The following is a 25,571-nucleotide window of genomic DNA, read 5'->3' as shown; positions in this document are numbered from 1 at the left end:
GAAGATCTGGAAGCTGTGAAGGGGATCGCCCGTGACACGACGATACGCAAGCACCCTAGCTTGGTCGACTGATTGAAATTGACGAAAACGGCGCTCCGTTAGTGGTGAAGTATCGAAGATCGGCGCACTGGAAACTTGATGCATCCCGGAAAGCGGTCCGCAGTCGAGCCTGGCATCGACCCCCGTAGGCACGTGAGAGCTCTAGTGCAACTGACGACTGACGAACCCATTACTGACCACCCGAACGGGACTCATGCAGCGTTGTGCTGGGATGCACGCCGAAGCGCGCGTGGTAGTAGCCGGAAAACCGGCCCAGATTGTAGAAGCCATACTCTGCGGCGATCTCGCTGACTTGGCAGTGCCCGCGACGTAGCTCGGCGTGTATCCGGTCCAGTCGCACCTCGCGCAGGTACGTGAACAGGGTGCGATCGTGGGTGCGCCTGAACGACGCCTGCAAGGACCGCACGCTGGTTCTTGCGACCTCGGCGAGCTGCTCCGCCGTCCAAGGGTGCTCGGGTTGTTCTTCGATCGCCTGTACAACCCGCCTGACCGCGGTCGGTGCCCAACGGTCCTGTGCCCTGTTCAGGGACTCCGAGTAGTTGTTCGGCAAGGTCAGCAGCATGGTGCTCACCACCGCCTCGGGCAGCCGTTCTCCGAGCACGTCGAGGACGTTGCCTTCCGGATCGTTCAGTAGTGCTTCCAGTACGCGGAGTAGCTGCAGCCAGATCGCGTGGTGAGGGTCGCTGAGGTTCACGTCCATCCGGAAGGACACCGGTGCGCGTAGTTCGGCGCCGATCAGTGCTCGCGCCTGGCGTTCGAGGAACGCTCGGTCGATCTTCAATCCCAGCAGGGTGGCATCCGCGCTCCAGCGGCGCAGCTGGGTGGACCCTATCGGGTTGCAGACCGCGGCGGTGGCCGGTGTGATCACTGCTTCTTGACCACCGCACACCGCATCCACCGCACCGGACTGCGCCGCATTGACCTGATATGCGGTGTCCAGGCTGGCGCAGTCGATGCGGATCTCTGTGCCGTAGTGCAAGCGACCGAGAGTGAGCGGTCCTAGCTGGATTTCCTCCAGTGTGTAGTCCACAGCCGATCGGTCGAGGGCGATCAGTTGGTGTGGGTAATAGGTTCGGGCGCTGATGTTGCGCGCTTCATCGAGGTCATGGGTTCTCGCAACAAAACGGCCGTATGGGCTCCTGGGAATCCCCTGGGCGAACGTCGCAGACGGACCTTGTCGCATGGCCAACCTTGCAACTCCCTGTCCCGTGCCACCGGGAATATCTAGCCGCTTGGGACACCCCCCTGATCGGCGGAGCGGGACAATTAGCGGAAATGGGACATTGGCCAGCGTAATACGGACAGCGCGGGCCGGGCCACGGTCCCTACCATCGCCTATCAGCCAGGACAGCGGAACAACGACTCGAATGGCTCGGAGAGAAGGTGGTGGATAAGGGATGATGACACCAGGTGCACCCGGTGGCCTGCTTTCGGCGGTACAGCCGCTACGGGGAGTGGGCCGACCGTTCTCGCTGATGCTCCTAGCTCCCCTGCTGGTCATTGCGCTGGTCTCGGCGACAGCCCTGCTCACGCCCCAGTTGCAGTTCTCCCGATTGCTCGACGCGGCGCCGGCACTGGCCGCCGCGATGTTCCCCGTGGCCGGCACGCTGGTCATCGGACTGCTGGCCGTGCTAGCGAGCCTCGGGGTCGCCGACGCCCAGCACGACATAGGCCAGACAGCGAGCAACTTCTCATTGATTGCGATCGCGGCCATTGCCCTGGCGGCCGCCTATGTCAGCCGGATGCGGCAGCGACACGAACGCACCCTGGCTGAGGTCCGCACGGTGGCGGAGATCGCGCAGCGGGCGCTGTTGCGTCCGCTTCCCCAGCAGATAGAGCACATCGATCTCGACGTGCTCTATCAGGCGGCCGCAGCGCAGGCCTGCATCGGGGGCGACTTCTACGAGGCGACGCAGACCTCGCACGGGGTACGGCTGATCATCGGCGACATCCGCGGCAAGGGGCTCCCGGCTGTCGACGCCGCCTCGGTCATCCTCAGCGCGTTCCGGGTGCTCGCACCCGGTGCGCCTGACCTGCCGTCCCTGGCGGAGCAACTGGACACGAGCATGTCCTGGTACTGCCGGAACCTCCCCGACACGCTGGAGCGCTTCGCCACCATCGTGCTCGTGGAAATCCCCGCCGGGGAACCCATCGCCCGTGTGCTCAATTGCGGGCACCCCCCGCCGCTGCTGCTGCAGGGCGGCGAGGTACGCGAGGTGGTACCCAGCGCGCCGTCTCCGCCCGTCAACATGGCCGACCTCCTTGACGCCGACTATCGGGTCGACACCATCCCCTTCCACACCGGCGACCGTCTGCTGCTCTACACCGACGGTGTGAGTGAGGCCCGCGACGCCGACGGCAGCTTCTACCCCCTGGCCCAGCGCGTCTGTCGATGGAGCTTCGCCCCGTTGCCCGATTTCCTCGAGCACCTCCGGCAGGATCTCCGTGCCTACGTCGTCGGCACCTGCGCCGACGACCTGGCCGCCCTGGTCGTGCACAGGCGCTGACGCCTGGCCCAGGAGCGGGTATCGCCTCCGCCGCTCTTCCACTCACGATGCCGACGCTCCAAGCGGACGGTCAGTTTCGACTCCCGTCGGCCGTTACGGCGTCCCCTGAGCTGCCCCGCGTCCAGCGAACGCCAGCCCGGAGGGTGTGTCGGAGGTGTGTCGCGAACGCTGAGAGGCAACGAGAAAGAGCGGGACCCAGTGAGACTGGATCCCGCTCTCGCATGTCGGCATTCGCCCTGGTCAGAGCTTGATTCTTGCTGGCTGACTGGCGAGTGCCCCCGGCAGGATTCGAACCTGCGCACACGGCTCCGGAGGGCAGGCGCTAGGAGTACGGAAATGTGCCTCTGAACTGGGCGAACGTCCATGGCGCTCCTTCCGCACACGTCCCTCACTCGCTGCTCACTCGGAGGTCGGGTCCGCGGGGCCAGCGCCACGGCGGACCAACGGTTGCAGCGGGTGCCCCCCCGGTGGCGGACTAGGCCGGGGAGTAGCCCGAATCGGGTGGTCGGCGCGGCCCGAGCTTGGCTGGGCCCGCCGCCCTCATGGACGAACATGTGAATGGCGTGGTGCGGTTGAGGTGCTGCCCCGGGAGCCAGCTCAGGAGAGTTCGCAGCTCACCGGCGCATCTCGGCTGACGCCGACCGCTATCGACCGTGGTTGGCCGCTCCATGTGCACGGTTCTGGCACGCACCGAGCGACCAGGCGCTTTAGAAGAGAGGTGGGCGCTCTCGATGATATAGGCGCCCGACCTGCGCGTTTGTCGCGCGCAGGGCCCTCTGGAGCTCAGCTTTGCCGCGCATTTGCCGGAGGAGAGCATTCCGCCCGGACCACCGAAGGCCCCGCCGGGCGAGCGGCAAGAGGGCTGTAACACCGCGCCATGTGTGTTGCAGCGCTCCAGACCGGACACCCGGACACGCGAAGTGCAGCAGCTTCAGGCGAGACGGCGAGGCGTCGTTCGCGCGTTCGATTCTAGGGTTCGGCTGACCAGCGCCCGCAGGCCTGATGGCCTCCGGATCCCAGCGATACATCCGCTTGAAGCAAGAGGAAAAACCATGCCACTCCTATCGTGAAAGGAGACACCGGCAGCGGCGGCAAGGCGGGAAAGGCATGACGGAACCGGAGGTCGACTACGCAGCGGTGTTCCGAGCCCTCCCCGGGGCGGTGGCGTTGCTGACCCCGCAGCTGATCTTCGTGGACGTCAACCCGGAGCTCATGCGCATCGTGGGCCGCACCCGCGAGCAACTGGTCGGTAGCTTCCTGCTCGAGGACCGCTCCGCGAACGACCGGCCCTTCCTGCTCAAGGTCTTGGCGTCACTACGCCGGGTGGCGGACACCGGTGAGCGCGACACCCTAGCGCTGCAGCGCTTCGACTTGGAGGACCCCGGTCAGCCTGGGGTACGACACGAACGGTATTGGAACCTGACCACCATCCCCGTCTTCGGCCCGGACGGGCGGGTGGCGCTGCTGCTGCACCGGGTGGAGGACGTCACCGAACTCATCCGTGCCCGTGAAGTCGCGCTGACCTTGCAGGAAGCCATGTTGCCCGCTCTCCGCCCGGTCGGCCGCCACCCGGCGGCCGTTCGCTACCGGCCCGCCGCCGAAGCGCTGAATGTGGCCGGAGACTGGTACGACCTGGTCGACCTGCCCGGCGACCGCATCGCCGTCGCCGTCGGCGACGTTGTCGGCCATGGCCTGTCCGCGGCCGGCGTCATGGGACAACTGCGCAGCGCCCTCAGCGCCGCCTCCCCCGTCGCCGAAGGCCCCGCCCGCGCCCTGGAAACCCTCGGACTGTACGCCCGCACCATCGACGGCGCCGAGAACACCACCGTGGCCACGACCTTCATCGACTGGGACACCCACACCATCACCTACAGCAGCGCCGGCCACCCCCCACCCGCGCTCCTACAGAGGGACGGGACCGTCGAGTTCCTGGACCAGGCCACCGACCCCCCACTGGGCGCCCGTCCTCAACACGCCCCCCGGATCCAGGCCGCCGCGGCCTTCCGCGAGGACGCCGTCCTCGCGCTCTACACCGACGGCCTGATCGAACGCCGCCGCGAAGACATCGACACCGGCCTCGCCCGGCTCGCCGACTCCCTGGCCCGCCACCAGACGGACGACCCCGAAACCCTCGCCGACGCCATGCTCACCGACCTACTCCCACCCGGCGACGCCACCGACGACACCGCCCTGGTCGTCATGCGCCTATGAACCCCGCCCGCCACTTCCGCGTGCTCGGTCAGACCTTGCCGACGACTGAGCACGAGACTGGTCAACTGCCGTACTCATCACACCCATTGGACGCGACACCTCGCGTGCGGCCCAGCACCAGTTTGGAAGACGCCGGATGCGGATGGCTGCTGACCTGCGGAGTCCCTGACCTGGGCCGACGCACTCGGTGCCATCGTTCCCCGTGAGCCCCCGCTGAGTCCCGCAGGAACGGGCACGCAGCAGGCACGGCTTCCGTGCCGTTGAGGGAGGTGTTCGAAGTTTCAACCCACCGGCGCAGGAGCCTCGTTGGTTTTCTGTCCTGCCGCATTCGACCTGCCTGACGCGCTGGTCGATTGGGTCAGAGAGTCTGCTCGGCCCAGACGGTCTTGCCGCCGAGGGAGTAGCGGACGCCCCAGTGCTGTGCGAGTTGGGCGACGATGAACAGGCCGCGCCCGCCTTCGTCGATGGTCTTGGCGTGGCGCAACCGCGGCGCGACGGGATTGCCGTCGTGGACCTCGCAGGTGAGTGTGCGGTCCTTGATGAGCTGCAGCCGCAGAGGCGGGGTGCCGTAGCGGACGGCGTTGGTGACCAGTTCGCTGACGATCATTTCGGTGGTGTAGGAGGTTTCCTCGTCCACTTCCCACAGGGTGAGCTGTTGTTGGGCGTGGGTACGCGCCGTGGCGACGGCTTTGGGGTGTTGGTCGAGATGCCATGTGGCGATCTGGTCGGCGGGGAGTGTGTGGGTGCGGGCGAGGAGGAGGATGACGTCGTCGTGGCGGGTGTCGTTCCGTAGCCGGTAGAGCACGTCGTCGCATAGATCCTGCAGTGGCCGGTCGGGGTGGGCCAGCACCCGTTGGAGGGTGTCCGGGGACGGGGAGGTGTGCAGGAGGGGTGCGGTGTAGAAGGCGAGGACGCTGCCGTCGGCGACGGAGATCGTGGTGGCGGCGAAGGGGGGTCCTTCGGCACTGCCGAGAGGGGGTCCGGCGGGCAGGTGGGGGATCTCGGTCCTCCCGTCGGGATGGGCGATGACGGGTGGGGGGTGGCCGGCCAGGGCGATGGTGCAGGTCCGGGCGAGCGGGTCGTAGATCGCGTAGACGCAGCTTCCCGTGAGCGGCTCTCGGTGCATGGGGTCGCCGGGCGGCAGAGCTGCGCGTTCCTGGGCCAGGCGTATGGCGGTGTCGTTGAGGCGTGCGAGGAGCTCGTCGGGCTCCAGGTCGAGTGCGGCCAGGGAGTGGAAGGCGGTCCGTAGCTGTCCCAGGGCGATGGCCGCGTGGATGCCCTGGCCGGCGACTTCGCCGACCACCAGTGCGGTGCGGGCGCCGGACAGGGCGAAGGTGTCGAACCCACCGCCTCCGCCCACCTCGGACGGCACGTGCAGGTGCGCGGTTTCCACGGTGGTCTGCGACGCCGGGCGGGGAGGCAACTGATGGCGCTGGACTGTCGAGGCGATGGTGTGTTCGCGGGTGTAGCGGCGGGCGTTGTCGATGCACAGCGCGGTGTGAGCGGCCGCTGCGAGGGCGAGGGTGACATCGTCCTCGTCGTAGACGTCCGTCTGGTTGGCGCGGTAGAGGCTCAGCAGGCCGAGCACGGTTCCACGCAGCGTCAGGGGTGCAGTGATCAGGCTGTGGGCACCGGATGCGCGGATCGCCTCGGCGACGCGCGGCGGGACGGCTGCCAGCCAGGGCGTGTCGGGTCCCAGGGCGACGAGGCGGGGCTTGAGGTCGGCGAGCGTCTGGGCGTGAGGCGTCGGGAACGGCAGAGCGCGCACGTCACCCACCGGATGTGCCTGAATCTGCTCCTTGCCGCCGCTGTGGCCGAAGGCGGCACGGCGCAGCGGCACCTCCCGTCCCAGAGGGCTCAGCGGAGGGTCCTCGCCGCGTACGACGGCGTCCACCACTTCCACCACGGCGATGTCGGCGAGGTCCGGCACCACGGCCTGCACCAGTTCCTCGCAGGTGGCCACCACGTCGAGGGTCCGTCCCACCTGCTCGCGCACCGAGCCCAGGACGCGCAGGCGGGCGCGTGCCTTTTCGCGTTCGGTGACATCGAGCATCTCCACCAGCACTCCCAAGATCCTCCCCTGCGGGCCCTCCAGGCGAGATACCGAGACGGAGAACAGGTACTCCGGCCCCGGCGCGCTCTTCGGACGCACCCCCACCAGTCGCCCCCGCGCGGGCGCGCCGCTCGCCAGCACGCCGTCCAGCATCGCCTCCACCTCACCGGGCGCGGAAAGGTCATACACGTCCGTGAAGTGTCGGCCCACGATCTGTTCAGGGGGCGCTTCGTGCAGAACCGGCCGGGTGAGGTTGATCCGCAGGACTCGCAGCTCCGTGTCCAAGATCAGCAGGCCTGTAGGGGACTGGTCGAACAGGGCTTCCAGTACTGCAGCGTCCTCGACGGGCGAGATGGCTTCGTTGTGCGCCACGGCAACCCACCTCCACCATCCAGCCTGCTCCTGGCTCCCACGCGCCGCTCCCTCGCCTCGCGAGACGTGTCGGACGTCGGGGGTCCAGATATGGGTCTGGGGGCCGGCCTGCTCGGCTTGGGTCGTCATCTGAGTGTGTCGGAGGTGTGTCGCGAACAGCGAGAGACAACGAGAGAGGGCGGGAGTCAGTGAGACTGACTCCCACCCTCTTCGCTCGGCATCCGCCCTGGTCAGCGCTTGATTTCTGCTGATCCTAGGCGAGTGCCCCCGGCAGGATTCGAACCTGCGCACACGGCTCCGGAGGCCGCTCCGGTCTCTGGCGTATGCACAGGTCAGCGCTACCACGCAGCGCGGTGGGTCGGAACTCGTCCACAGATAGTCCACGATCTCTGGATGCGGACGAGTTTGACGAGCAGCTGTCATGTGTTGGGTGCGCCTGAAGAGGTAGAAGCCAACGGTTTGCCCCTTGATCGCGACGTTCTGGCCAGAGGACATGAACTTGTCGCGGCTCTTCTGCCCCTGCTCGACGAAGACGAAAGAACCGTTACTGGTAGTCGTTTCCTCCAGCACCCAGCCCAAAGAACCGCTCGAAGAACCGTGTCAATGTTTCGATCACGCGCTTCTTCTTGTCGCTGTGGCCGCCATCGCGACTGAAACGAGAGACGGGGCGAAGGATCTTCGTAATCTCCGTACCAGTCGTACGGATCTGCCCGTCCCGGAACGCGGCCGTGATGAACGCCCGGGTCTGCTCGGGCTTGAGTTTTTGCTCTTCGATGATCGCCGCGAGTTCGGCATCTCGCTTCGCCTCCACGTACGCCTGCCACTGTTCATCGACAGGGCCGTGTACAGACAGCGAGTTCACGAACTCTTCAACCAGGTCGCGCTTGCTCCGCAGGCTCGGGCTAGCGTCGACCGCGCGCGAGATCTGGGCGCGAATCTCCTTGTCCTCACCGTCCCCGCGCTCGGCCCGCATCTTCTCAACGAGCATCAAAATGTAGTCGACGTTGATCTCGACCTGCTTGACCAGTTCGATCTCGAATACGACGTCCTCGTTTATGCGCTCCTTCTCCGTGGCGGTCTCTGCACGGAACTCGGCGTACAAGTTGAGGTAGACACTGCGGTAGTCCTGGTGCTGGCGTTCTGACAACAGGTCCTGGCCGGCGAAGTCGTCAAACTCGGTCAGAATGTTGTGCAGCCGCAGTACGGCACCGAAAAGGTTGATGAACGCCTTCTGGGCCTGCTCCCCGATGATAGGGGCGCCAAGCGGGAAGGTCTGTAGCAGCTCGGTGACCTTCTCCACGTACTCGCTGTAGTACTCGCTGTAGGACGGCACGATGACAATGCCCTTGGCGTCCTTGTTCCCGAACAGCTCGAGCGCCGCGTTCGTCTCCTGTTCAAGGTCACGGAAGACGACGATATTCCCGTGGCGTTTGACTGAATTGAGGATCCGATTGGTGCGCGAGTATGCCTGGATCAAACCATGCATCTTTAGGTTCTTGTCGACGAACAGCGTGTTCAGCGTGGTCGCGTCGAAGCCGGTGAGGAACATGTTCACCACGATGACCAAGTCGATCTCGCGGTTCTTCATTCGCTGCGACAGGTCCCTGTAATAGTTCTGGAACTTGTCGGCGCTGGTGTCGTAGCTGGTGCCGAACATCGCGTTGTAGTCCCGGATCGCATCTTCCAGGAACGTGCGCGCGTCTCCGCTCAGGGCGTCGGTGTCGAACGCCTCGTCGTCAAGAATCCCGTCATCGGTGGCCTCGTTCGCGCCGTAGGAGAAGATGATGCCCACCTTCAACCGCTGATCCGGGGTGAGCGCCTCCTGCTGATGCTTGAACTGCAAGTAATAGCGCTGCGCTGCCTCGATTGAGGCGGTGGCGAGCAGGGCGTTGAAGCCGCGGACTCGCTTCTTCTCACGAAGCGCCTCTACCTGACGCCTCGTCCGGGTCGATTCCACAACATTGGCGACAACCGCGTGCTCATAGCTCGTCTGCCGCTTCGTCTTTTGATCGAAGTGGGCCAGGATGTACGTCGTGATCTCGCGGAGTCGGCGCACATCCAACAGGGCGCGCTCCCGATCGATCGCCGAGACCTGCTTATCGTCTGGGTTGCCGACCTTGACCGTATTGATGTAGTCGATTCGGAACGGCAGGACATTCCTGTCCGTGATCGCGTCTATGATCGTGTACGTGTGCAGCTTGTCGCCGAAAGCCTGCTCAGTGGTCTTCAGCAGCGGGTTACCGCCGCTCGAGGAGTTGACCGGGAAGATCGGGGTACCGGTGAATCCGAACAGGTTGTACCGCTTGAAGGCTCGCGTGATGTCGGTGTGCATGTCGCCGAACTGCGACCGGTGACACTCGTCGAAGATGATCACAGAGTGACCCGAGAACACCTCGTGTCCTCGGTTCGCCTTGATGAACGTCGACAGCTTCTGGATCGTCGTGATGATGATGCTTGCGTTCGGATCCTCCAGCTGCTTCTTCAAGATCGCCGTGGACGCGTTCGAGTTGGCGGCGCCTTTCTCGAAGCGGTCGTACTCGCGCATCGTCTGGTAGTCGAGGTCCTTGCGGTCGACGACGAACAACACCTTCGCGACATCGGGTAGCTTCGATGCCAGCTGCGCAGCCTTGAACGACGTCAGCGTCTTGCCCGACCCGGTCGTATGCCAGACGTACCCGCCCGCCTCGACGGTGCCAAGCGTCCTGCGGTTCGTCGAGCACTCGATCTTCCGCAAGATCCGCTCCGTCGCCACGATCTGGTACGGCCGCATCACCAGCAGGTCACGGTCGGCTGTCAGCACGCAGTACTTCGTCAGCACGTTCAACAGTGAGTGCTTGGCGAAAAACGTCTTGACGAACGCGGTCAGCTCCGCGATCGGCTTGTTCTGCGCGTCCGCCCACCACGACGTGAACTCGAACGAGTTGCTTGACTTCTTGCCCTTACCCGCGCCGGCAGCCTTCTGGTTGTCCTTGAGGTGCTTCGAGCGGGTGCTGTTGGAATAGTACTTCGTCAGCGTGCCGTTGCTGATCACGAACAACTGCACATACTCGAACAACCCAGAGCCTGCCCAGAAGCTATCGCGCTGGTACCGGTTGATCTGGTTGAACGCCTCACGGATGTCCACCCCACGGCGCTTGAGCTCGATATGCACCATCGGTAGACCGTTGACTAGCACCGTCACGTCGTACCGGTTCGCGAAGCTCGTACCGCCCTCGCCTCGGTCAACCTCGTATTGGTTGATGACCTGCAGACGATTGTTGTGGACGTTCTTCTTGTCGATGAGATTGATGTTTTTCGTCGAACCATCGTCACGCTTGAGAATCTGAACGTGGTCTTCCTGGACCCGCACCGTTTTCTCGACTATGCCCTCGTTCTGTCCGGCAATCCTAGTAGAGAAGAACGACTCCCACTCGGAATCCGAGAACGACACGTGGTTCAGCGCCTCAAGCTGGACCCGCAGGTTAGCGACAAGCTGCACCTCCGATGTGATTGGGAGGTACTCATATGCCTGCGATTCCAGCAGGCGGATCATCTCCCGTTCAAGTGCCGCCTCCGATTGGTATGCCGCGGCTCCAGAGGCATCGGGGACGTACTCAGCAACGACGGTACTTTCAGCCGAGACGGCGACCGGATCGTACCTGCGTGCCTGCGCTTCCCTCATGCCGCGGCCTCCTTGAACGTCAACAGCCGATCGCGGTAGTGCTCATACTGCTTGCGGCGCAATGAGATCTCAGCGGGTAGCCCGAAATTGCTGTCATTGACGAGAGCATCAAAATTGCCGAGCGTCTCGACGATCCTCTCCTGAACAGTCAGATTCGGGACTGGGATCTTGATATCGGCGAGCCCAGCCGCTGAGAGTCTCTTCACCTTGGCCCGCGACACATGGCGTTCCTTCTGGCGATGAAACTCCTTTGTCTGCACCGCATAAGCAACATACTTAGGGTTCAGTGGGGAGGTGAAAACAAATGTATCGTCGTGCGTCGCCACTGGCTCGTTTCCTAGCCATGCAACAGCTTTACCCACGTCTGCAACCGTCTCGCCAACACCGGCGAATACTACGCTCCCAGGTTGCGCATACCGGAGTTGATCGCGAAGCTCTACACGGACCTGCCTAACGGCCTCGTTAGTGAAGGTTCCGTATTCGGTATAAATCTCACCGTAGTGAATACTTGGAATTCCAGAATCGACCACATCGTCCTTGGTGAAACGACGTCCACGTACAAAGGAACCAACGTCACCGAGGCGAAGATACTCCGCCCCGATAGCCTCGCTCACCAGCTTGTCTCGGTAGTACTGATACTGGCGGTGGCGCGCCTCCAGCTCCGCCTCCAGTTCAACCTCCAGCTGACTGAAATGATCCAGCACTCTCACGATCTCCCGCTGAACCTCGAGAGGCGGCACGGGGATATGGAAATGGGAGTACTTCCCAATCCAGTGCCGGGCGTGGTCTTGAGGCTCGTATCTAATGCACTGCATCGCAAAGTAGACATAGCGAAGGAGTGCGGGAGCATTGGATTTAGTGGTCAGCATCTTCATCGCCGACGACTTCGCTTTAAATGGGAAGTCAACCCACCGGAACGCTGTCGTGAAGTCGTCAAAGATCAGAACCGGATGCTCAGTGGAAGCTGGATAGATGCCGTCCACTTCGTTTGTGTATCCAAGAATGAACGTCTGACCTGCCGTCAGTACCGGCGTCTCGTGGTCATTGTGATAGTCAGTCGAGGAGACCAGGTACTTTCCTGGCTGCTCGTAGTCGAGCAGCCCCCCAAGAGCCATCGTGGCGACCCCGTCCGGGCACAGCTCCTGAAGCATTTCATCGATACGACTCACGCGACGCCCCCTCCTGTGATCTCACTAATATTCTCGACGTTCCAGCCCAACTCTTCGATCGCTCGCGCGTATTCGTTGTCGCGACTTACTTCGTCAACGACACCTAGGACCAACTGGAGGCAGGGCTTGTATTTCTGGAGCGCCTCTTCTTCGCTTGACTCGCCATGGATAATATTGCTGAGCTCACGAAATAGCTGATATCCATCACTTGAGAAGCGTCGCGGGATAATATTGCGAACTTCATTCACTTGCTGGAGCACCAGAGCAAAGGGCTGATTATTCCCGTTATTCTTCTTTGTCTCGATCTCGGCAATCTCGGCCACTCCGAACGTGACGAGCTCGAAGATTTTGCGAAGGTAGACGATCGATCCGGCACCAAGTTGGTTCTCATACGCGAGCTGCGCTCGCTTGACCAGATCCGAGAACGGCCCACGATGACTGTCAATCCGGTCAGCGCGGTCGCGAAGGTTCTCTGTGTAGCGCTCGATACGCACTTCTGGTGCGACACCAGAAATATCACCATTGCTGCCGATGAGGAACCATATCTCCACGGATGACTGGCATTCGATACATTGCAGTGTGGCATCGATACTGATTTGATTGTCGCCGAGACCCAAACATGACAGCTCATCTCCAGACACGAAGGTTCGCTGAGTGTCACAGGTGCGGCAATGAAAATTGCGGAGGACCTTCCCTACTTTGATCCTCTTGTGCTTGCCCCACTTTAATGCGCGCCCATCGAGAAAACCATCCACTTGCATGGTTGCCGCTGCTGGAGCATCGGAGAGGAGTTTAGACAGGCGCATTTCCCCCCGCTTCCAGCTCGGAAACGATCGCGTTGATCGACGTGCGCAGCTCCGCCTGCCGCGCCACGATGCGGGCGATCTCGACGTTCAACTTGACGATGTCGACCTCCGTGCGAATGTCCTCTGACTCTACATAAGAGGACACAGCGATGTTGTAGTCGTTCGTCGCGATGTCCTCGATTCCGACAAGCGTGGCGAAGTGATCTTCCGGCTCACGCGTGGTGAATGCATTAAGGATCCTCGCCTGGTGCTCCTTGAGCAGCATGTTCTTGGTTCCGACACGCTTGTACTCGGCTGAAGCGTCGATAAAGAGTACATCGCTGGTTTTTTTTGACTTCTTCAGCACGAGGATGCACGTGGCGATCGTGGTTCCGAAGAACAGGTCGGCAGGCAACTGGATGACCGCGTCGACGTAGTTGTTGTCGATCAGGTACTTCCGGATCTTTTTTTCCGCACCCCCGCGGTATAGCACCCCAGGGAACTCTACGATTGCGGCCGTGCCGTTGACGGCGAGCCAGCTGAGCATGTGCATCGTGAAGGCCAGGTCGGCCTTCGACTTCGGCGCCAGCACGCCCGCCGGCGCAAACCGTTCATCGTTGATCAGTAGCGGGTTCGCGTCACCTTCCCACTTGATCGAGTAGGGCGGGTTGGAGACGATCGCCTCGAACGGTTCATCGTCCCAGTGCGCCGGGTCGATGAGGGTGTCGCCGTGCGCGAGGTTGAAGTCGGAGTAGTTCACGTCGTGTAGGAACATATTGATCCGGGCAAGGTTGTACGTGGTCAGATTGATCTCCTGACCGTAGAAACCCCGGCGAACGTTGTTCTTGCCGAGTACCTTGTCGAATTTCAGCAGCAGCGAGCCCGACCCGACCGCCGGGTCGTAGACCTTGTTAACCTGCTTCTTGCCGACGACTGTGATGCGCGCCAGCAGTTCAGAGACCTCCTGCGGCGTGTAGTACTCGCCACCGGACTTGCCCGCGTTGGCCGCGTACATCTGCATCAGGTATTCGTAGGCATCGCCGAACAGGTCGATCGAGTTGTTCTCAAACCGCCCCAGCGGCAGATCGCCGATGGCGTCAAGCAGCTTCACGAGTTTCTGGTTGCGCTTGGCGACCGTTCCTCCGAGCTTGTTGCTGTTGACGTCAAGATCGTCAAACAGCCCCTTTAGAGCGTCCTCGCTGTCGGTTCCCAGCGCCGAGCCCTCGATGTTCTTGAAGACCCGAGCGAGCGTTTCGTTGAGGTTCTCGTCCCGCGCGGCACGCTCGCGGACGTTGGCGAACAGTTCCGACGGCAGAATGTAGAAGCCCTTCTCTGCCACGACCTCCTCACGAGCGAACTCGGCCTGCGCGTCGGGAAGCACCTTGTAGTCGAACGACTCATCTCCAGCTTCATGTTCGCCGCGGTTGATGTATGCCGTCAGATTCTCGGAGATGAAGCGGTAGAAGAGCATGCCAAGCACGTAGCTCTTGAAGTCCCAGCCGTCGACACTGCCGCGCAGGTCGTTCGCGATACGCCAGATCGTCTTGTGCAGCTCTGCCCGCTGGCCTTCTTTGGTGGTCGGTGCCATGTTGCAGTTATTCTCCTCCGCGCCACGGCGCGATCACGTTGCCTCGAAGTGCGCACCTAGGGTACCGGCGACACAGTCACGGCAGCTGTGGTTCCGATCATGATGGGGTGCCCTGCAGTTACGGGTGACAGGTTCGGGGGCCTAGACGGTGTCCCGTAACTGCTGGTCAGGAGTAAGATGATCTCTTCGTGGCTGGTGTGATCACGACACTGGCGCCAAGCTCGTCACCGCGCTGCGGAGCGAAGGCGCCGATCTGGTCCGCCGGGGTCGGCCGTGGAGCCTGCCGCTTGTTGCTGTGGGCATACAAGCCTGTCCGGGCCTATCGGCACATCTCTATGTTCTTCACTCCCTGAGCGGCGCCGTGATGGCGTTGGCTCAACCCTCCACCTTCCCCAGCTCCCATCCCGTCCGCCGTCGACCCACACATCGTGGAGCGGGCGTGGTTCATGGCGTCCAGGTGGAGCGCGCCACTGCACGAACGACCTGGACGCCATGGGCCGCGTCTGCTCGGCTTCGCCTGGGTCGACGGCGGACGGGATGGGAGCTCCCCACAACACACCCCTACGGACCCGCAGCCGGGAATGGCGCCCCCTCCATCCCGGTGCCGGCCGATCCCCCGCCGGAGGCATTGCCCTGACCGTGGGCCGCGCTCTGCGGTGATCGCCTCATAGCCACTGGCTCTACCCACATGTGGGCGCGCGTCGGCGCAGCGCGGGCGGAGCGGGCCGAAGGCAGGAGCGTCGCCCGCAGCGGAGCCGGGAAGCGCGCCCGGCGGAGCGGAGCGCAGCCGGGGCTTGATCCCGTGAAGAAGGTTGTAACTCAGTCGTCAGCTGGGATGCGCCACAGAGGAGCTGCGTACTGCTCGGGGCAGCTGCTGATGAGGAGTTGGCGTAGCTCGCCTCGCTGGGAGCCGCTGAGGTTCAGGGCCTCCGTGATGTGGCGGAACGTCGTGTGGGTGACTCCACGCGCTCGGGCTTCGGCCTGGAACTCGTCGAGTCGGGACAGTACGTCAGCAGCGTCGAGCTCCGTGGGCGGCTGCTCGGTGAGCCAGGCTGCCTTGTTGCGCTCGTAGTCGATTTCCGAGAAACCGCAGATCTCGCGGCTGTATGCCTCGGCTTCTTCCAGGGTGGCGGTCGTCATGATGGCGCGGGCCAGGCTGTTGCGGCTGACCGCGTCGTCCAAGTCGACTTCGTGGACCGTGGGGTCCTCATCGGTAAGGGGAACGGGAAGGCCGGCGTCGCGCACCTCGCAGATGCCCCGGGCTCCGCGGGCTGTCGCCGCGAGCATCGCTGTTGCTTCGGAGGGGTGCCACTCCAGGACGTTGCCGATCACCTCCACGTCCTTCGCTGTGAAGGTGTGGACGAGGGAGCCGAGCAGGGGGCGCAGGTCGTCGGGTGGGATCTCGCCGTCCAGGCCCGGGCCTGCGATCAGCAACCGGATCGGGGCGTTGACCTGACAGCAGGCGGCGAGTGTGAGGGCGTCGGCGAGTGGGCTCTTGAGCGTGGGTTCGTCGCCTCGGGCGAGAATGTCTCCGCCGACGTCCAGCAGATCGATCGACGTGGCGGCCAAGTAGTCCGCCAGCTCTTCCAGTTGGCGCGTGATGCCCTCGGCGCCGTGGTGCGGGTCGAGCAAGGCGAAGGTGTGCGGGAGCTCTGCCGCGAGTCGGGGGAGCGTGGAGCCTGCCGGCGCGATCGGCTGCGCCTTGGCTGGCACCGACCGGACGGAGTGAGTGAGGGGTTCGAGTCCCCTGAAGTTGTCGGCTCCTCGCGGCCCCGGGACCGGGTCGACCAATAGGCGGTCCCAGGCGTACGTGAGGATCACCGCCTGGTCCTCGTCGCCGTACAGAGCGGCGTGAAGCATTGCGGAGGCGACTGCGTCGCCCCCTCCTCCTGCTGCGACGATCAACCGCGTCATGGTTCCACACTACGGGCTTCGGTGCTGGCCACTCACCCTATAGTGGCCAGAGGCCATAGCCACTTAAACGAGGAGGGGTCGTGCCACAGATCGAGGAGGCTCAGCCGAAGTATCTCCAGATCGCCCACTACATCCGTGATCAGATCCTTCGCGGTGACCTGCGGGCGGGGGACGAGGTGCCCTCGGAACGGCAACTGGCGGCGGACTGGAAGGTGTCCCGGCCTACCGCGGCCCGGTCGCTGGAGGCGCTGAGCCTTCAGGGCCTCGTCGAGAAGCGCCAGGGGTCGGGTACCTACGTGCGGAGTCTGGAAGTCAACCGGCGGGCCCGGGAGTTGTACGGTCGCGCTCGGCAGACGGGGAAGATCTACACGCCCGGCGAGTACGCGGTGATCACGTCGGCGGGCTGGATGGACGCGCCCGATCATGTCGCTGAGGCTATGGGGCTGACGAAGGATCGTCGGGCGGTGCACCGCCGGCGGGTGACCAACAATCAGGACGGCCCCATCACCCTGTCCACGTCGTGGTTCGCGCCGGATGTCGGCCAGCGTGCGCCCAAGCTCCTGGAACCCGAACGGATCCAGGAAGGGACGCTGATGTACGTCGAGAACATGACGGGGCGGAAGGGCAGTTACGCCGAGGACCGCATGTGTGCCCGGAGCGCCACCGACGAAGAGGCGGCTGACCTGCAACTGGACTTCGGTTCGGCCGTGTTGGTCGTCCATCACGTGGTCTACGACCTCCAGGACCGGCCGCTGGAGTTCGCCGAGGCGACCTATCCGCCGCACCGCTGGGCCTTCGAGCAGGGCTACCCCCTCACCTGATGGCGGGCTAGTTCGCGCGAACGGCTTGCGCGACGGAAGTGGCTAATGCCACCATCCATTAAGTGGCTAAGGCCACTTGGAGAAGGGGGCATGGCGTGACGAGTCAGCGACCGGATCAGGGCACGCGCTTAGCCTGCCGGGGATGCCGGGGGCGCGGCTGGAAACGCGTCAGTTCGCGCACGTCGGTGGCCCTCGCCACCGTCAACGACCGCACGCGTGCCTCGTCGAAGCGGCGCTGCCTCGACTGTGACGGCAGCGGCAAGGAGTGAGCGTGGATGGCCTACGTGATCGATCGCTGCCCCAGCGAGGACTCGCCGCGGCTCGGAGCGATGACCTTACATCCGACTCCGGAATCGGTGCCCCGGGCCCGGCGCTGGTTCCGGAAGTTCATCGCCCCGTACAACCCGGCCTGCTCGGTCGACGACTGCACGCTGATGATCTCGGAGTTGGTGACCAACGCGATCCTCTACGGGCGGGCGGACGAGGAGTGGGTAGTGCGTGTGGAGTGGTTCCGGGAGGCCACTTCGCTGCGTGTGGAGGTGCACAACCCGGGGTTCCCGGCGAGCGTGCGCCTTCGCCGGCCGGACGCCAGTGACGCGCACGGGCGCGGGCTGCTCCTGGTCGACTCCATCGCCGAGTCGTGGTACTCCGGGCCGAGCCGTTTCGGGGGAACGGTGGTCTCCTTCGTGATGGCCGATGCCTGGCCCGCATGAGGGAGGTGTGCCCCACTTCTACTGCTGCACTGGGATAGTCGCTAGTCTGGTTGACCGGTTGACTTGGCCAATCTCGACAGGCGGCGTTCATGGCGTATGAAGTGGAGCCACCCAAGTACGTGCGCCTCGCGGTGACGATTCAGCGTCGCATCGAGGACGGTACGTACGCGCCTGGCACGCGGGTTCCCAGTGAGAACCAGCTGGTGCAGGCGTTCGGGATGTCCCGCCCCACGGTCGTGCGGGCGCTGGAGCTGCTGAAGCGGGATGGCTGGCTGGAGTCCCGGCAGGGGTACGGGACGATCGTGCGCGGACGGCCCGCGGTCGTCGAAGAGAAGGATCGGCGCGGCCTTGAGGTCCTGGCGCGTGACGAGTCGCAGACCCCCGGGCGTTTGGTTGAGGTCGGTCAGGTTGCGGTTCCGGCGCGTGTGGCTTCAGCTCTGGGGCTGCCCAAGGGAGCCAAGGTCGCCATGCGTCGGTTCCTGGTCGAAGAGGACGGCGAAGCGGTCGAGCTGGTTTCGTCGTACTTCCCCGCCGGCCTCGTCGAGGGGACCGAGCTGGCCAGCGGTGATGCGTTGACGACCGGCGTGCGCGAGCACCTGGAGGCGCGCAAGAAGGTGCGCTTCGATCACGTGACGGAACGGGTTTCCGCGCGGCTGCCCGACGCTGCCGAAGCGGCGTTGCTCGGGCTACCGGACGGTGTCCCCGTCCTGAGCGTCCTCGTGGTCGCCTGCGACGCTTCCGGGCAAGCGTTGCAAGTCTCTGACGTGCTCCTTCCTGCCGATCGGCAGGAACTTGAGGACACCTACCGTTTGAACTGAAGCTGCCTGACGGCGCCTCAAATCGCTCTCGAATCACGCTTGACAAGTCAACCTGGCAATCCTAGCTTCGAACTTGCTAAGTCAACCTGTCAGGTTGGTTGGCTGACTCAGAAGGAGACATCTCAGTGCGTGTGATCCGTATTGACGCCTCGACCGCCACGATCCTGCTCACCGAAGCGCCGGCGCCGAAGGTGCGCGACCGGCAGACCGGTGAGATCGCGAAGGACGCCGTGAGCGGCGAGGCACTGATGACCGTCGGCGTCGTCTACATCGACGAGGGCGAGTCGTCGCTGATCCAGGTCACCATCCCGGAGAGCGGAGTCACGGAGGGGCTGACCGTCGGCGCTCCGGTCGCGCTGCCGGGACTGGTGGCCCGACCGTGGGAGAGCGTGTTCAACGGCCAGCAGCGCCACGGCATCGCCTACCGGGCCACCGCCGTCGCCCCCGGCGACTTCCCGATGGCTCAGGCGGGCTGATCGACGTGACGGACCTGGCGACGGTGGCCGAGCTGGGCGGGTCGCTCGCTGTGATAGGCGGCGCCGCCTACGTCCGGCACGCTCACCCGGCGGCGTACTGGCCCACGGTCGGGCTCCCGGTGTCGGTGGCCCGGCTGCTGGCCTCGTACACCTCGACGATGGACGCCTGCGGCCTGACCGTCGAGCCTCCGCGGTGGCGCGCCCTGGCAGTCAAGGCCACCACCCGGCGGGAGATCCGGCCGGTTCCGCCCCGCCGGGGCCTCATCCGGCCCACCGCGACCGGCCTGCGTGTGCGACTGCGTCTGGCTCCCGGCCAAGAGCCGGCGGATGTGGCGGCCTCGGCCGAACGGCTGCGGCACGCCTGGGGCGTCCACGCCGTGCACGTCCGGGACGTCAAGCCCGGGGTCGTCGAACTGCGGCTCGTCGGCTTCGACGTTCTACGAAAGGTGCGCATGCCCCGCAGCCGTACGGCCTTGGGGCTTCTCCAAGTCCCCGTGGCCCTGCGGGAGGACGCGATCCCGTACGTCCGCGACTACCGCGCCGTACCGCATGAACTCGTCCTCGGCGCCACGCTGTCGGGCAAGTCCATGTACCTGCGGAACCTGCTCGCCGGCCTGGCCGCTCAGTCGGTCGTCCTGGTCGGCATCGACTGCAAGCGCGGTGTCGAGCTGGCACCGTTCGCCGCCCGGCTGTCCGCGCTGGCCACAGACCCCGACCAGGCGGCCGGGCTGCTGCCCGCGCTCGTCAAGGAAATGGAGGACCGATACGACCTGATCAAGGCCCGGCAGGGAGTCGCCCCGGGCACCCCGGACGAACTGATCACCTCCGACATCTGGGGTCTGCCGGAAGCCGAACGTCCGGCGCCCGTCGTGCTGTTCGTCGACGAGGTGGCGGAACTCTTCCTCGTCGCGACGCGAAAGGAGGAAGAACGCCGCGACGAGATGGTGACCCAGCTCATCCGCCTCGCCCAGCTCGGCCGAGCGGCCGGCATCTACCTGGAGGTCTGCGGACAGCGTTTCGGCGCCGAGTTGGGCAAGGGCGCGACCATGCTGCGTGCGCAGCTCACCGGCCGCGTCTGCCATCGGGTCAACGACGAGGCGTCGGCCAAGATGGCTCTCGGGGACATCGCCCCGGAGGCCGTATCGGCCGCTTGCGCGATCGCTTCCGAGCGACCCGGCCTCGCCGTCGTCGGTGACACCTCGGGCGGCTGGTCCCGCATCCGTACCCCCAACCTCACCCTCGCCGACGCTGCGGCCATCTGCCGGGCCTCGGCTCACCTAGCCCCCGACGTACCGGCCCTTTCGCCCTTCCGGCCGTACGCCCGTCCTGCGGCTCTTGAGAAGCCCGCCGGGCCGTCGAGCAGTCCGCGGCCGGTCACCGAGTAACCACGCCCGATCCCAAGACCGGCGCCGTGTTCACGCGCCGAGTCCCTACCCCGTCACGCCCAAAAGAAGGAGAGCACTCGCCATGTGCCCCGACTGCGAAGACTTCCTCCGGACCGTCTCCTTACTCGGTCAACTCGCCCTCTACGCCGACACGTCGGGTGCCGACGAGGAGTTCGTCGTATCGGTAGCGCCGTCTTTGGCCGCGTCCCTGCCCGAGCCGCCGCCTGACGTCTTCCTGCCCGGTTACGACCCCGACGATGGCCCGGACTACCCCGGCGAGTCGTCGTGATGGCCCGCCCCGCCGTCCGCGTGGACGCGGTCCTGGTCCAAGCCGTCATCGCCGGGGCGCTGTCCTTTGCCCACCTGCACGACCTGGCTGCGGCGGCGGGGCAGAACGGATGGAAGGCGTGGGCCTACCCCGTCTCCGTAGACCTGCTCCTCGTCGCCGCCTGGCACCGGCTCCGTTCCGGCGGGTCGAAGCCGGCCGCGTGGTGTTGGTTCGTCGTCGCTCTGACCGCGTCACTCGGCGCGAACGTCGCGACCGCCGGCCTTCTCGACCTGGGCGACGTGCCGGACTGGCTGCGCATCCTCGTCGCCGGATGGCCTGCGATCGCCTTCCTCGGCGGAACGCTTCTCGCGCACGGCTCACGGAGACCAGAGCCGTCGCCGGAACCGGTCCCGACAGACAGCGACGACCTCGGAGCCTCGACCGACTCGGCTCCCGAGCCGCGCCCCGAGACTTCGCCGGCACCCCTCCCTGTCCCTGCCCCTGTGCCCGTTCCGCCCGCCCTCGTCGCCCTGGCCCGCAAGGTCGCCGACGAACACCGGACGCGGACCGGGACAGCCATCGACACCTCGACCCTGCGTGCCCGCCTCGGCGTCCCAATGCCGCTCGCCGAAGCCATCACCGCCCACCTCACCTGACCCGGAGGACATCCCACCGTGCGTCCGTCCACGCTCCGCGCGCTGAACCGCGCTGCCGAGCTGACCCGACAGAACCGCCTCACCGAAGCAATGCTCATCGCCGAACCCGTGATCCTCACCGCCGACTTCGACGAGGGCGAGGAGATCCGGCGGTGGCTGGTCGACCACGTCACCAACTTCACCGGCGAGAACCACCAGGACTCCAAGGAGCTGCCCTGATGCCCGCCAACCCGCGCTTCCGCCGAGTCGTCCGCATCGGCCCCGTTCAGGTCGCCACCTACTACGACGCCCGGGGCCGCGAGAGGCACACCGCGGCCTGCACCGCCCCGCGCTGCGGCTTCTCCACCGACTACGACACCCGTGCCGCGGCCGAGCTGGCCGCCCGTACCCACCGCTGCCGCGTCCGCTGAAGGGAGCTCCCGTGACCGTCTCACTGCCGCTCGTCCTGGTCCTGGGCCTCATCGCCTGGGGCGCGATCAAGTTCCTCGGCGTCCGCGTCTGGATCGTCGTCGTGATCGCGCTGTTCGGCTTCCTGCTCTCCCGGACCTTCCTCGCCCCCGCGATCGACTCCGGCACCCGCTCCGGGGTCGACGTCGTCAACGGCACCCACCACTGACAAGGAGGCACGCCGTGCTCCGCCCAAAGCTGCCCGACATCCCGACCCTGCCCACGTCGAACACCATCAGCCCCCAGCACAGCCACGCCCCGGTGCCCTCCGCCGGCGGTTCCCTCACCCCCTACGTGGGCGCGGTCGCCGCGGTGGTCGTCGTCGGGGTCGTGCTCACCGCGCTCCTGGCGGCGGTCGCCGTCACGGCCGTGTCCGTGTCCATCGCCGCCGTGGTCCTGCGCTCGCTCATCAACGGCGCGAACAAGCGCTGACCGGCCGCCGGGGCGGCAAACGCCGCCAAGCATCCCGCCGCCCCGGGGCCGTCCCTCGCAACCGCCGAAACAGTCGAAAGGAACTGCCATCATCACCCGGCAGACACCGCCCCCGCTGGCGGAACTCTCCATGCTGGCCTCCCTCGGCACCTTGCCCGAGCTGGCCCGCCAGCTGTCCGGCCTGGGCGGCTGCACCCGCCCCGTCCGCCTCGACGGCCACCGCACCGAATACGAGATCGACACCACGACCGGCGAGATCGGCCGCACCCTGCACCACCTGGACTCCACCGCCCTCCCGGCCGGTCAGCTCCTCGTCCGCTGCAACAACCGCCGGGCCACCCGGTGCGCGGCCTGCGCCGAGACCTACCGACGCGACACCTACCACCTGATCACCGCCGGTCTGCGTGGCGGCAAGGGCACCCCCGAACGGGTCGCCACGCACCCGCGTGTCTTCGCCACCTTCACCGCCCCCAGCTTCGGCCCGGTCCACAACCGCCCCTCCAGCGGTCGTCCCTGCCGCTGCGGCATCCGCCACGACGACCAGGACCCGGCCCTGGGGACCCCCCTCGACGAGGACGCCTACGACTACGAAGCGGCCGTGCTCTGGAACGCGCATGCCGGCGCTCTGTGGCGGCGCTTCTCGATCTACCTCCGCCGGGAGGTCGCCAAGCGAGCCGGACTCACCCAACGAGCCTTCCGCGATCACGCGCGCGTCTCCTTCGCGAAGGTGGCCGAGTACCAGAAGCGGGGTGCCGTCCACTTCCACGCGGTCATCCGCCTCGACGGCCCGGAAGGCGGTGAGACCGCACCCCCGGCCTGGGCGACGGCCGAGCTGCTGACCGACGCCATCCGAGCTGCCGCCACTGCCGCGCGAGTGGAGGGAACGGAAGTCGACGGCCGGCCGCACGCCTTCGTCTTCGGCCGCCAACTCGACGTCCGCCCGATCCGTTCCGCCGACTTCGAGGGCGGCCAGGAGCTGACCGAGCGGGCCGTCGCGTCATACGTCGCCAAGTACGCCACCAAGGGCGCCGAGACGGCGACGGGCACCCTCGACCGGCCCTTACGTTTCCTAGCCGAGCTGGCGCAAGCGCGGATCACCGAACATGCCCGGCGCATGATCCGGACTGCCTGGACCCTGGGTGTACGCCGTGAGCTGGCAGACCTCCGCCTGCGGGCCTGGGCCCACATGCTCGGCTTCCGCGGCCACTTCTCCACCAAGTCCCGCCGCTACTCCACCACCCTCGGCGCCCTCCGCGACGCCCGCGCCGAATGGCGCCGAGCCCAAGCCGCTCCGGCCATGCCGCAGGAAGGCGAAACCACGCTCGTCCTCGCCCACTGGGTGTTCGCCGGCACCGGTCTCAGCAGCGCTGAGGCCTGGCTCACCGCCTCCCTCGAACCCGCCCCCGGAACGGAAGGAGAACCGACATGGACCGCCGACGCGACGAGCTGATGACCGTGCCCCAGGTCCTCGACGAGCTGGGCGGGGTTTCCCGGCGGACCTTCTACCGGTGGCGTGAGTTGGGGCATGGCCCGGCAGCTTTCAAGCTGCCCAACGGTGAGCTACGAGTCTGGCGGAGCGACTTCACCACCTGGCTGCGGCAGCTGGAGGCAGCGGCGTGAAGTCACTCGACGTGAAGGTATGGGGCGTCCGGAAGAGGAGCACCAAGAAGTCCTCCTATGACGTCCGATGGACTGTCACCGGGAACGTGTTCTCCGAACAGTTCCGCACCAAAGGATTAGCGGATCACTACCGGTCCAAGTTGCTCCGCGCCACTCATGCCGGCGAAGAGTTCGACACGGTGACAGGGCTGCCCGACTCGATGGTCGAAAAGGCGGCCTCGATGACCTGGTACGCCTTCGCTCTGAAGTACCTCGCCATGAAGTGGCCGCACGCAGCGCCGAACACGCGCAACGGGATCAATGAGGCGCTGACCGCCGTGACGATGGCGCTCCTCGACGAGCGACCGGGACAGCCGTCCGAGGAACTGATCAGGAAGGCGCTTCGCAACTGGGCCTTCGTCCTCCCGGGCCCGGACGAGCGCGAATTGCCGAGCGAGATCGCGAACACCTTGCACTGGGTGGCCAAGGCGTCGCGTCCGCTTTCGGACCTCGGTGACGCCGCGATCGGCAGGGCCGTCCTGGACTCACTCAAGTTGAAGCTGGATGGGACGGCGGCGGCCGCGGAGACCGTCCGGCGCAAGCGTCGGACACTCGTCAACGCGCTGCACTACGCGGTGGACCTCGGGGAGTTCAAGGAGAACCCGATCACGGGCATCAGGTGGAAGAAGCCGAAGGTCGCCGGGGAGGTGGATCCCCGGGTGGTCGCCAATCCCGAGCAGTCTCGTGCCTTGCTGACCGCGGTCTCGTACGTCGGTGGGTACGGCCGTGCGCGTGGCCGTCGACTCGTTGGCTTGTTCGCCTGCATGTATTACGGCGCTCTGCGACCGGCTGAGGCCGTGGGCCTCACCAGCGCGGACGTGAAGCTGCCCGAGGTCGGCTGGGGGACCGTCCTGCTGAATCGGACGCGTCCCAGTGTCGGCAAGCAGTGGACGGACTCCGGCGAGACCCACGACGACCGGGGCCTGAAGAACCGGCCGGCGGAGGAGGTCCGCATCGTGCCGATCCCGCCCCAGCTCGTCGCCATCCTCCGGCAACACCTCGACACCTTCGGCACCGCCGAGGACGGGCGGCTGTTCACCAACGAGCGTGGGGGAGTGGTCGGCTCGTCCACGTACTACCGCGTCTGGCAGGAGGCCCGTGCGCTGGCGCTCCCGCCGGCTGCGGTCGCCTCGCCGCTCGCTGCCCGACCGTACGACCTCCGGCACTCGGCGCTGTCGACATGGCTCAACTCCGGGGTAGATCCGACCGAGGTCGCCGAACGCGCGGGTAACAGCGTTGAGGTCCTGCTGAGCCGCTATGCCAAGTGCCTCGACGGACGTCAGGAGATCGCCAACCGCAAGATCGAGGAGTTGCTACGGGAGTATGAATGATCAACCACCCAAGGAACCCTCATACTCCACAGATGGACATGTCCGGTAGGAACTACTTGGTGCGTTGAAGGGCCGCCGCTTGGCGCTCATTCACGCGGCAGAGGCCGGAGGAGCCGCATGTGTCCGCTACCTGATCGAGTCTTGAGGCCTGGGGTGGGGCCGTGACGCACCTTCGGCCCCGGTGGAGGAGGAGTAGATGTGACGACAGAAGGCGAACAAGCCGCGCAGGGGACGGGGGGGAAGGC

23 protein-coding genes are annotated in these 25,571 nt (G+C 65.5%); 16 read left to right on the top strand and 7 right to left on the bottom strand.

From position 1 onward, the window contains the following. Positions 1–229: 229 nt before the first annotated feature. Positions 230–1,243, bottom strand: coding sequence for an AraC family transcriptional regulator (locus ACFYXB_RS16070; protein WP_389582609.1), 1,014 nt, complete (start codon positions 1,241–1,243; stop codon positions 230–232). A 292-nt stretch (positions 1,244–1,535) separates the two neighbouring features. Here ACFYXB_RS16070 and ACFYXB_RS16065 point away from each other — a divergent pair, with 292 nt between their 5' ends. Both ACFYXB_RS16065 and ACFYXB_RS16060 read left to right on the top strand, forming a co-directional pair. Further along, positions 1,536–2,567 (top strand): PP2C family protein-serine/threonine phosphatase, encoded by a 1,032-nt coding sequence (locus tag ACFYXB_RS16065; protein WP_389582292.1) that lies wholly within the window; start codon positions 1,536–1,538, stop codon positions 2,565–2,567. 1,107 nt (positions 2,568–3,674) lie between these two features. Continuing rightward, the gene (locus tag ACFYXB_RS16060) at positions 3,675–4,778 is read left to right on the top strand and encodes a PP2C family protein-serine/threonine phosphatase (protein ID WP_389582289.1); all 1,104 of its coding nucleotides are present in this window, start codon (positions 3,675–3,677) and stop codon (positions 4,776–4,778) included. Between the two features lie 358 nt (positions 4,779–5,136). On the opposite strand, the gene ACFYXB_RS16055 is transcribed toward ACFYXB_RS16060, so the two are convergent. From ACFYXB_RS16055 to ACFYXB_RS16030, 6 genes are all read right to left on the bottom strand, one after another. Then, positions 5,137–7,203 (bottom strand): SpoIIE family protein phosphatase, encoded by a 2,067-nt coding sequence (locus ACFYXB_RS16055; RefSeq protein ID WP_389582286.1) that lies wholly within the window; start codon positions 7,201–7,203, stop codon positions 5,137–5,139. Positions 7,204–7,747: 544 nt separating this feature from the next. Then, positions 7,748–10,864 carry a type I restriction endonuclease subunit R gene (locus ACFYXB_RS16050; RefSeq protein WP_389582283.1) on the bottom strand — a complete coding sequence of 1,039 codons (3,117 nt, stop codon included), beginning with the start codon at positions 10,862–10,864 and terminating at the stop codon, positions 7,748–7,750. Beyond that, positions 10,861–12,033, bottom strand: coding sequence for a restriction endonuclease subunit S (locus tag ACFYXB_RS16045; RefSeq protein WP_389582280.1), 1,173 nt, complete (start codon positions 12,031–12,033; stop codon positions 10,861–10,863). The genes ACFYXB_RS16050 and ACFYXB_RS16045 overlap by 4 nt, the downstream gene beginning before the upstream one ends. Further along, positions 12,030–12,839: a hypothetical protein gene (locus tag ACFYXB_RS16040; RefSeq protein WP_389582279.1), complete on the bottom strand. Its 810-nt coding sequence runs from the start codon at positions 12,837–12,839 to the stop codon at positions 12,030–12,032. The genes ACFYXB_RS16045 and ACFYXB_RS16040 overlap by 4 nt, the downstream gene beginning before the upstream one ends. Beyond that, entirely contained in the window at positions 12,826–14,406 is a 1,581-nt protein-coding gene (locus tag ACFYXB_RS16035) for a type I restriction-modification system subunit M (RefSeq protein WP_389582276.1), read from the bottom strand. Before ACFYXB_RS16035 ends, ACFYXB_RS16040 begins: the two co-directional genes overlap by 14 nt. 819 nt (positions 14,407–15,225) lie before the next feature. Then, positions 15,226–16,320 (bottom strand): DUF1152 domain-containing protein, encoded by a 1,095-nt coding sequence (locus tag ACFYXB_RS16030; protein ID WP_389582273.1) that lies wholly within the window; start codon positions 16,318–16,320, stop codon positions 15,226–15,228. An 80-nt stretch (positions 16,321–16,400) separates the two neighbouring features. Between ACFYXB_RS16030 and ACFYXB_RS16025 the strand changes: the two genes are divergently transcribed. The 14 genes from ACFYXB_RS16025 to ACFYXB_RS15960 all read left to right on the top strand — a co-directional run bounded on the left by ACFYXB_RS16025 (position 16,401) and on the right by ACFYXB_RS15960 (position 25,326). Further along, positions 16,401–17,141 carry a GntR family transcriptional regulator gene (locus ACFYXB_RS16025; protein ID WP_389582270.1) on the top strand — a complete coding sequence of 247 codons (741 nt, stop codon included), beginning with the start codon at positions 16,401–16,403 and terminating at the stop codon, positions 17,139–17,141. Positions 17,142–17,416: 275 nt separating this feature from the next. Continuing rightward, positions 17,417–17,854, top strand: coding sequence for an ATP-binding protein (locus ACFYXB_RS16020; protein WP_389582268.1), 438 nt, complete (start codon positions 17,417–17,419; stop codon positions 17,852–17,854). 89 nt (positions 17,855–17,943) lie between these two features. Beyond that, positions 17,944–18,672 carry a GntR family transcriptional regulator gene (locus ACFYXB_RS16015; protein ID WP_389582265.1) on the top strand — a complete coding sequence of 243 codons (729 nt, stop codon included), beginning with the start codon at positions 17,944–17,946 and terminating at the stop codon, positions 18,670–18,672. A 125-nt stretch (positions 18,673–18,797) separates the two neighbouring features. Beyond that, a complete protein-coding gene (locus ACFYXB_RS16010) occupies positions 18,798–19,148 on the top strand; it encodes a hypothetical protein (protein ID WP_389582263.1) in 351 nt (116 codons plus the stop codon). 5 nt (positions 19,149–19,153) lie between these two features. Next, on the top strand, positions 19,154–20,533 hold the full coding sequence (locus ACFYXB_RS16005) for an FtsK/SpoIIIE domain-containing protein (protein WP_389582260.1): 1,380 nt from the start codon (positions 19,154–19,156) through the stop codon (positions 20,531–20,533). A gap of 82 nt (positions 20,534–20,615) precedes the next feature. After that, a complete protein-coding gene (locus ACFYXB_RS16000) occupies positions 20,616–20,822 on the top strand; it encodes a hypothetical protein (protein ID WP_389582257.1) in 207 nt (68 codons plus the stop codon). Next, positions 20,822–21,457 (top strand): DUF2637 domain-containing protein, encoded by a 636-nt coding sequence (locus ACFYXB_RS15995; protein WP_389582254.1) that lies wholly within the window; start codon positions 20,822–20,824, stop codon positions 21,455–21,457. Before ACFYXB_RS16000 ends, ACFYXB_RS15995 begins: the two co-directional genes overlap by 1 nt. Before the next feature lie 18 nt (positions 21,458–21,475). Beyond that, positions 21,476–21,676, top strand: a complete 201-nt coding sequence (locus tag ACFYXB_RS15990) for a hypothetical protein (protein WP_389582251.1) — start codon at positions 21,476–21,478, stop codon at positions 21,674–21,676. Beyond that, positions 21,676–21,867: a mobile element transfer protein gene (locus ACFYXB_RS15985; RefSeq protein WP_389582248.1), complete on the top strand. Its 192-nt coding sequence runs from the start codon at positions 21,676–21,678 to the stop codon at positions 21,865–21,867. The genes ACFYXB_RS15990 and ACFYXB_RS15985 overlap by 1 nt, the downstream gene beginning before the upstream one ends. A gap of 11 nt (positions 21,868–21,878) precedes the next feature. Next, positions 21,879–22,073, top strand: a complete 195-nt coding sequence (locus ACFYXB_RS15980) for a hypothetical protein (protein WP_389582245.1) — start codon at positions 21,879–21,881, stop codon at positions 22,071–22,073. 14 nt (positions 22,074–22,087) lie between these two features. Further along, positions 22,088–22,336: a SpdD protein gene (locus ACFYXB_RS15975; RefSeq protein WP_389582242.1), complete on the top strand. Its 249-nt coding sequence runs from the start codon at positions 22,088–22,090 to the stop codon at positions 22,334–22,336. Positions 22,337–22,466: 130 nt separating this feature from the next. After that, positions 22,467–23,786, top strand: a complete 1,320-nt coding sequence (locus ACFYXB_RS15970) for a replication initiator (RefSeq protein ID WP_389582239.1) — start codon at positions 22,467–22,469, stop codon at positions 23,784–23,786. Then, positions 23,762–23,956: a helix-turn-helix transcriptional regulator gene (locus ACFYXB_RS15965; protein ID WP_389582236.1), complete on the top strand. Its 195-nt coding sequence runs from the start codon at positions 23,762–23,764 to the stop codon at positions 23,954–23,956. The genes ACFYXB_RS15970 and ACFYXB_RS15965 overlap by 25 nt, the downstream gene beginning before the upstream one ends. Beyond that, positions 23,953–25,326 (top strand): tyrosine-type recombinase/integrase, encoded by a 1,374-nt coding sequence (locus ACFYXB_RS15960; protein WP_389582234.1) that lies wholly within the window; start codon positions 23,953–23,955, stop codon positions 25,324–25,326. The genes ACFYXB_RS15965 and ACFYXB_RS15960 overlap by 4 nt, the downstream gene beginning before the upstream one ends. Positions 25,327–25,571: the final 245 nt, after the last annotated feature.

The sequence above is a fragment of the Streptomyces sp. NPDC002619 genome (genome assembly GCF_042889305.1).
In the GTDB taxonomy this organism is placed as follows: domain Bacteria; phylum Actinomycetota; class Actinomycetes; order Streptomycetales; family Streptomycetaceae; genus Streptomyces.
This window is presented reverse-complemented; position numbering and strand designations above follow the sequence as displayed.

Excerpts from the sequence above, each read along its gene's own strand:
- ACFYXB_RS16070 (WP_389582609.1), bottom strand. The coding sequence starts at position 1,243 with ATGCGACAAGGTCCGTCTGCGACGTTCGCCCAGGGGATTCCCAGGAGC.
- ACFYXB_RS16065 (WP_389582292.1), top strand. The coding sequence starts at position 1,536 with ATGCTCCTAGCTCCCCTGCTGGTCATTGCGCTGGTCTCGGCGACAGCC.
- ACFYXB_RS16060 (WP_389582289.1), top strand. The coding sequence starts at position 3,675 with ATGACGGAACCGGAGGTCGACTACGCAGCGGTGTTCCGAGCCCTCCCC.
- ACFYXB_RS16050 (WP_389582283.1), bottom strand. The coding sequence starts at position 10,864 with ATGAGGGAAGCGCAGGCACGCAGGTACGATCCGGTCGCCGTCTCGGCT.
- ACFYXB_RS16040 (WP_389582279.1), bottom strand. The coding sequence starts at position 12,839 with ATGCGCCTGTCTAAACTCCTCTCCGATGCTCCAGCAGCGGCAACCATG.
- ACFYXB_RS16035 (WP_389582276.1), bottom strand. The coding sequence starts at position 14,406 with ATGGCACCGACCACCAAAGAAGGCCAGCGGGCAGAGCTGCACAAGACG.
- ACFYXB_RS16030 (WP_389582273.1), bottom strand. The coding sequence starts at position 16,320 with ATGACGCGGTTGATCGTCGCAGCAGGAGGAGGGGGCGACGCAGTCGCC.
- ACFYXB_RS16020 (WP_389582268.1), top strand. The coding sequence starts at position 17,417 with ATGGCCTACGTGATCGATCGCTGCCCCAGCGAGGACTCGCCGCGGCTC.
- ACFYXB_RS16015 (WP_389582265.1), top strand. The coding sequence starts at position 17,944 with ATGGCGTATGAAGTGGAGCCACCCAAGTACGTGCGCCTCGCGGTGACG.
- ACFYXB_RS16000 (WP_389582257.1), top strand. The coding sequence starts at position 20,616 with ATGTGCCCCGACTGCGAAGACTTCCTCCGGACCGTCTCCTTACTCGGT.
- ACFYXB_RS15995 (WP_389582254.1), top strand. The coding sequence starts at position 20,822 with ATGGCCCGCCCCGCCGTCCGCGTGGACGCGGTCCTGGTCCAAGCCGTC.
- ACFYXB_RS15985 (WP_389582248.1), top strand. The coding sequence starts at position 21,676 with ATGCCCGCCAACCCGCGCTTCCGCCGAGTCGTCCGCATCGGCCCCGTT.
- ACFYXB_RS15970 (WP_389582239.1), top strand. The coding sequence starts at position 22,467 with ATGCTGGCCTCCCTCGGCACCTTGCCCGAGCTGGCCCGCCAGCTGTCC.
- ACFYXB_RS15965 (WP_389582236.1), top strand. The coding sequence starts at position 23,762 with ATGGACCGCCGACGCGACGAGCTGATGACCGTGCCCCAGGTCCTCGAC.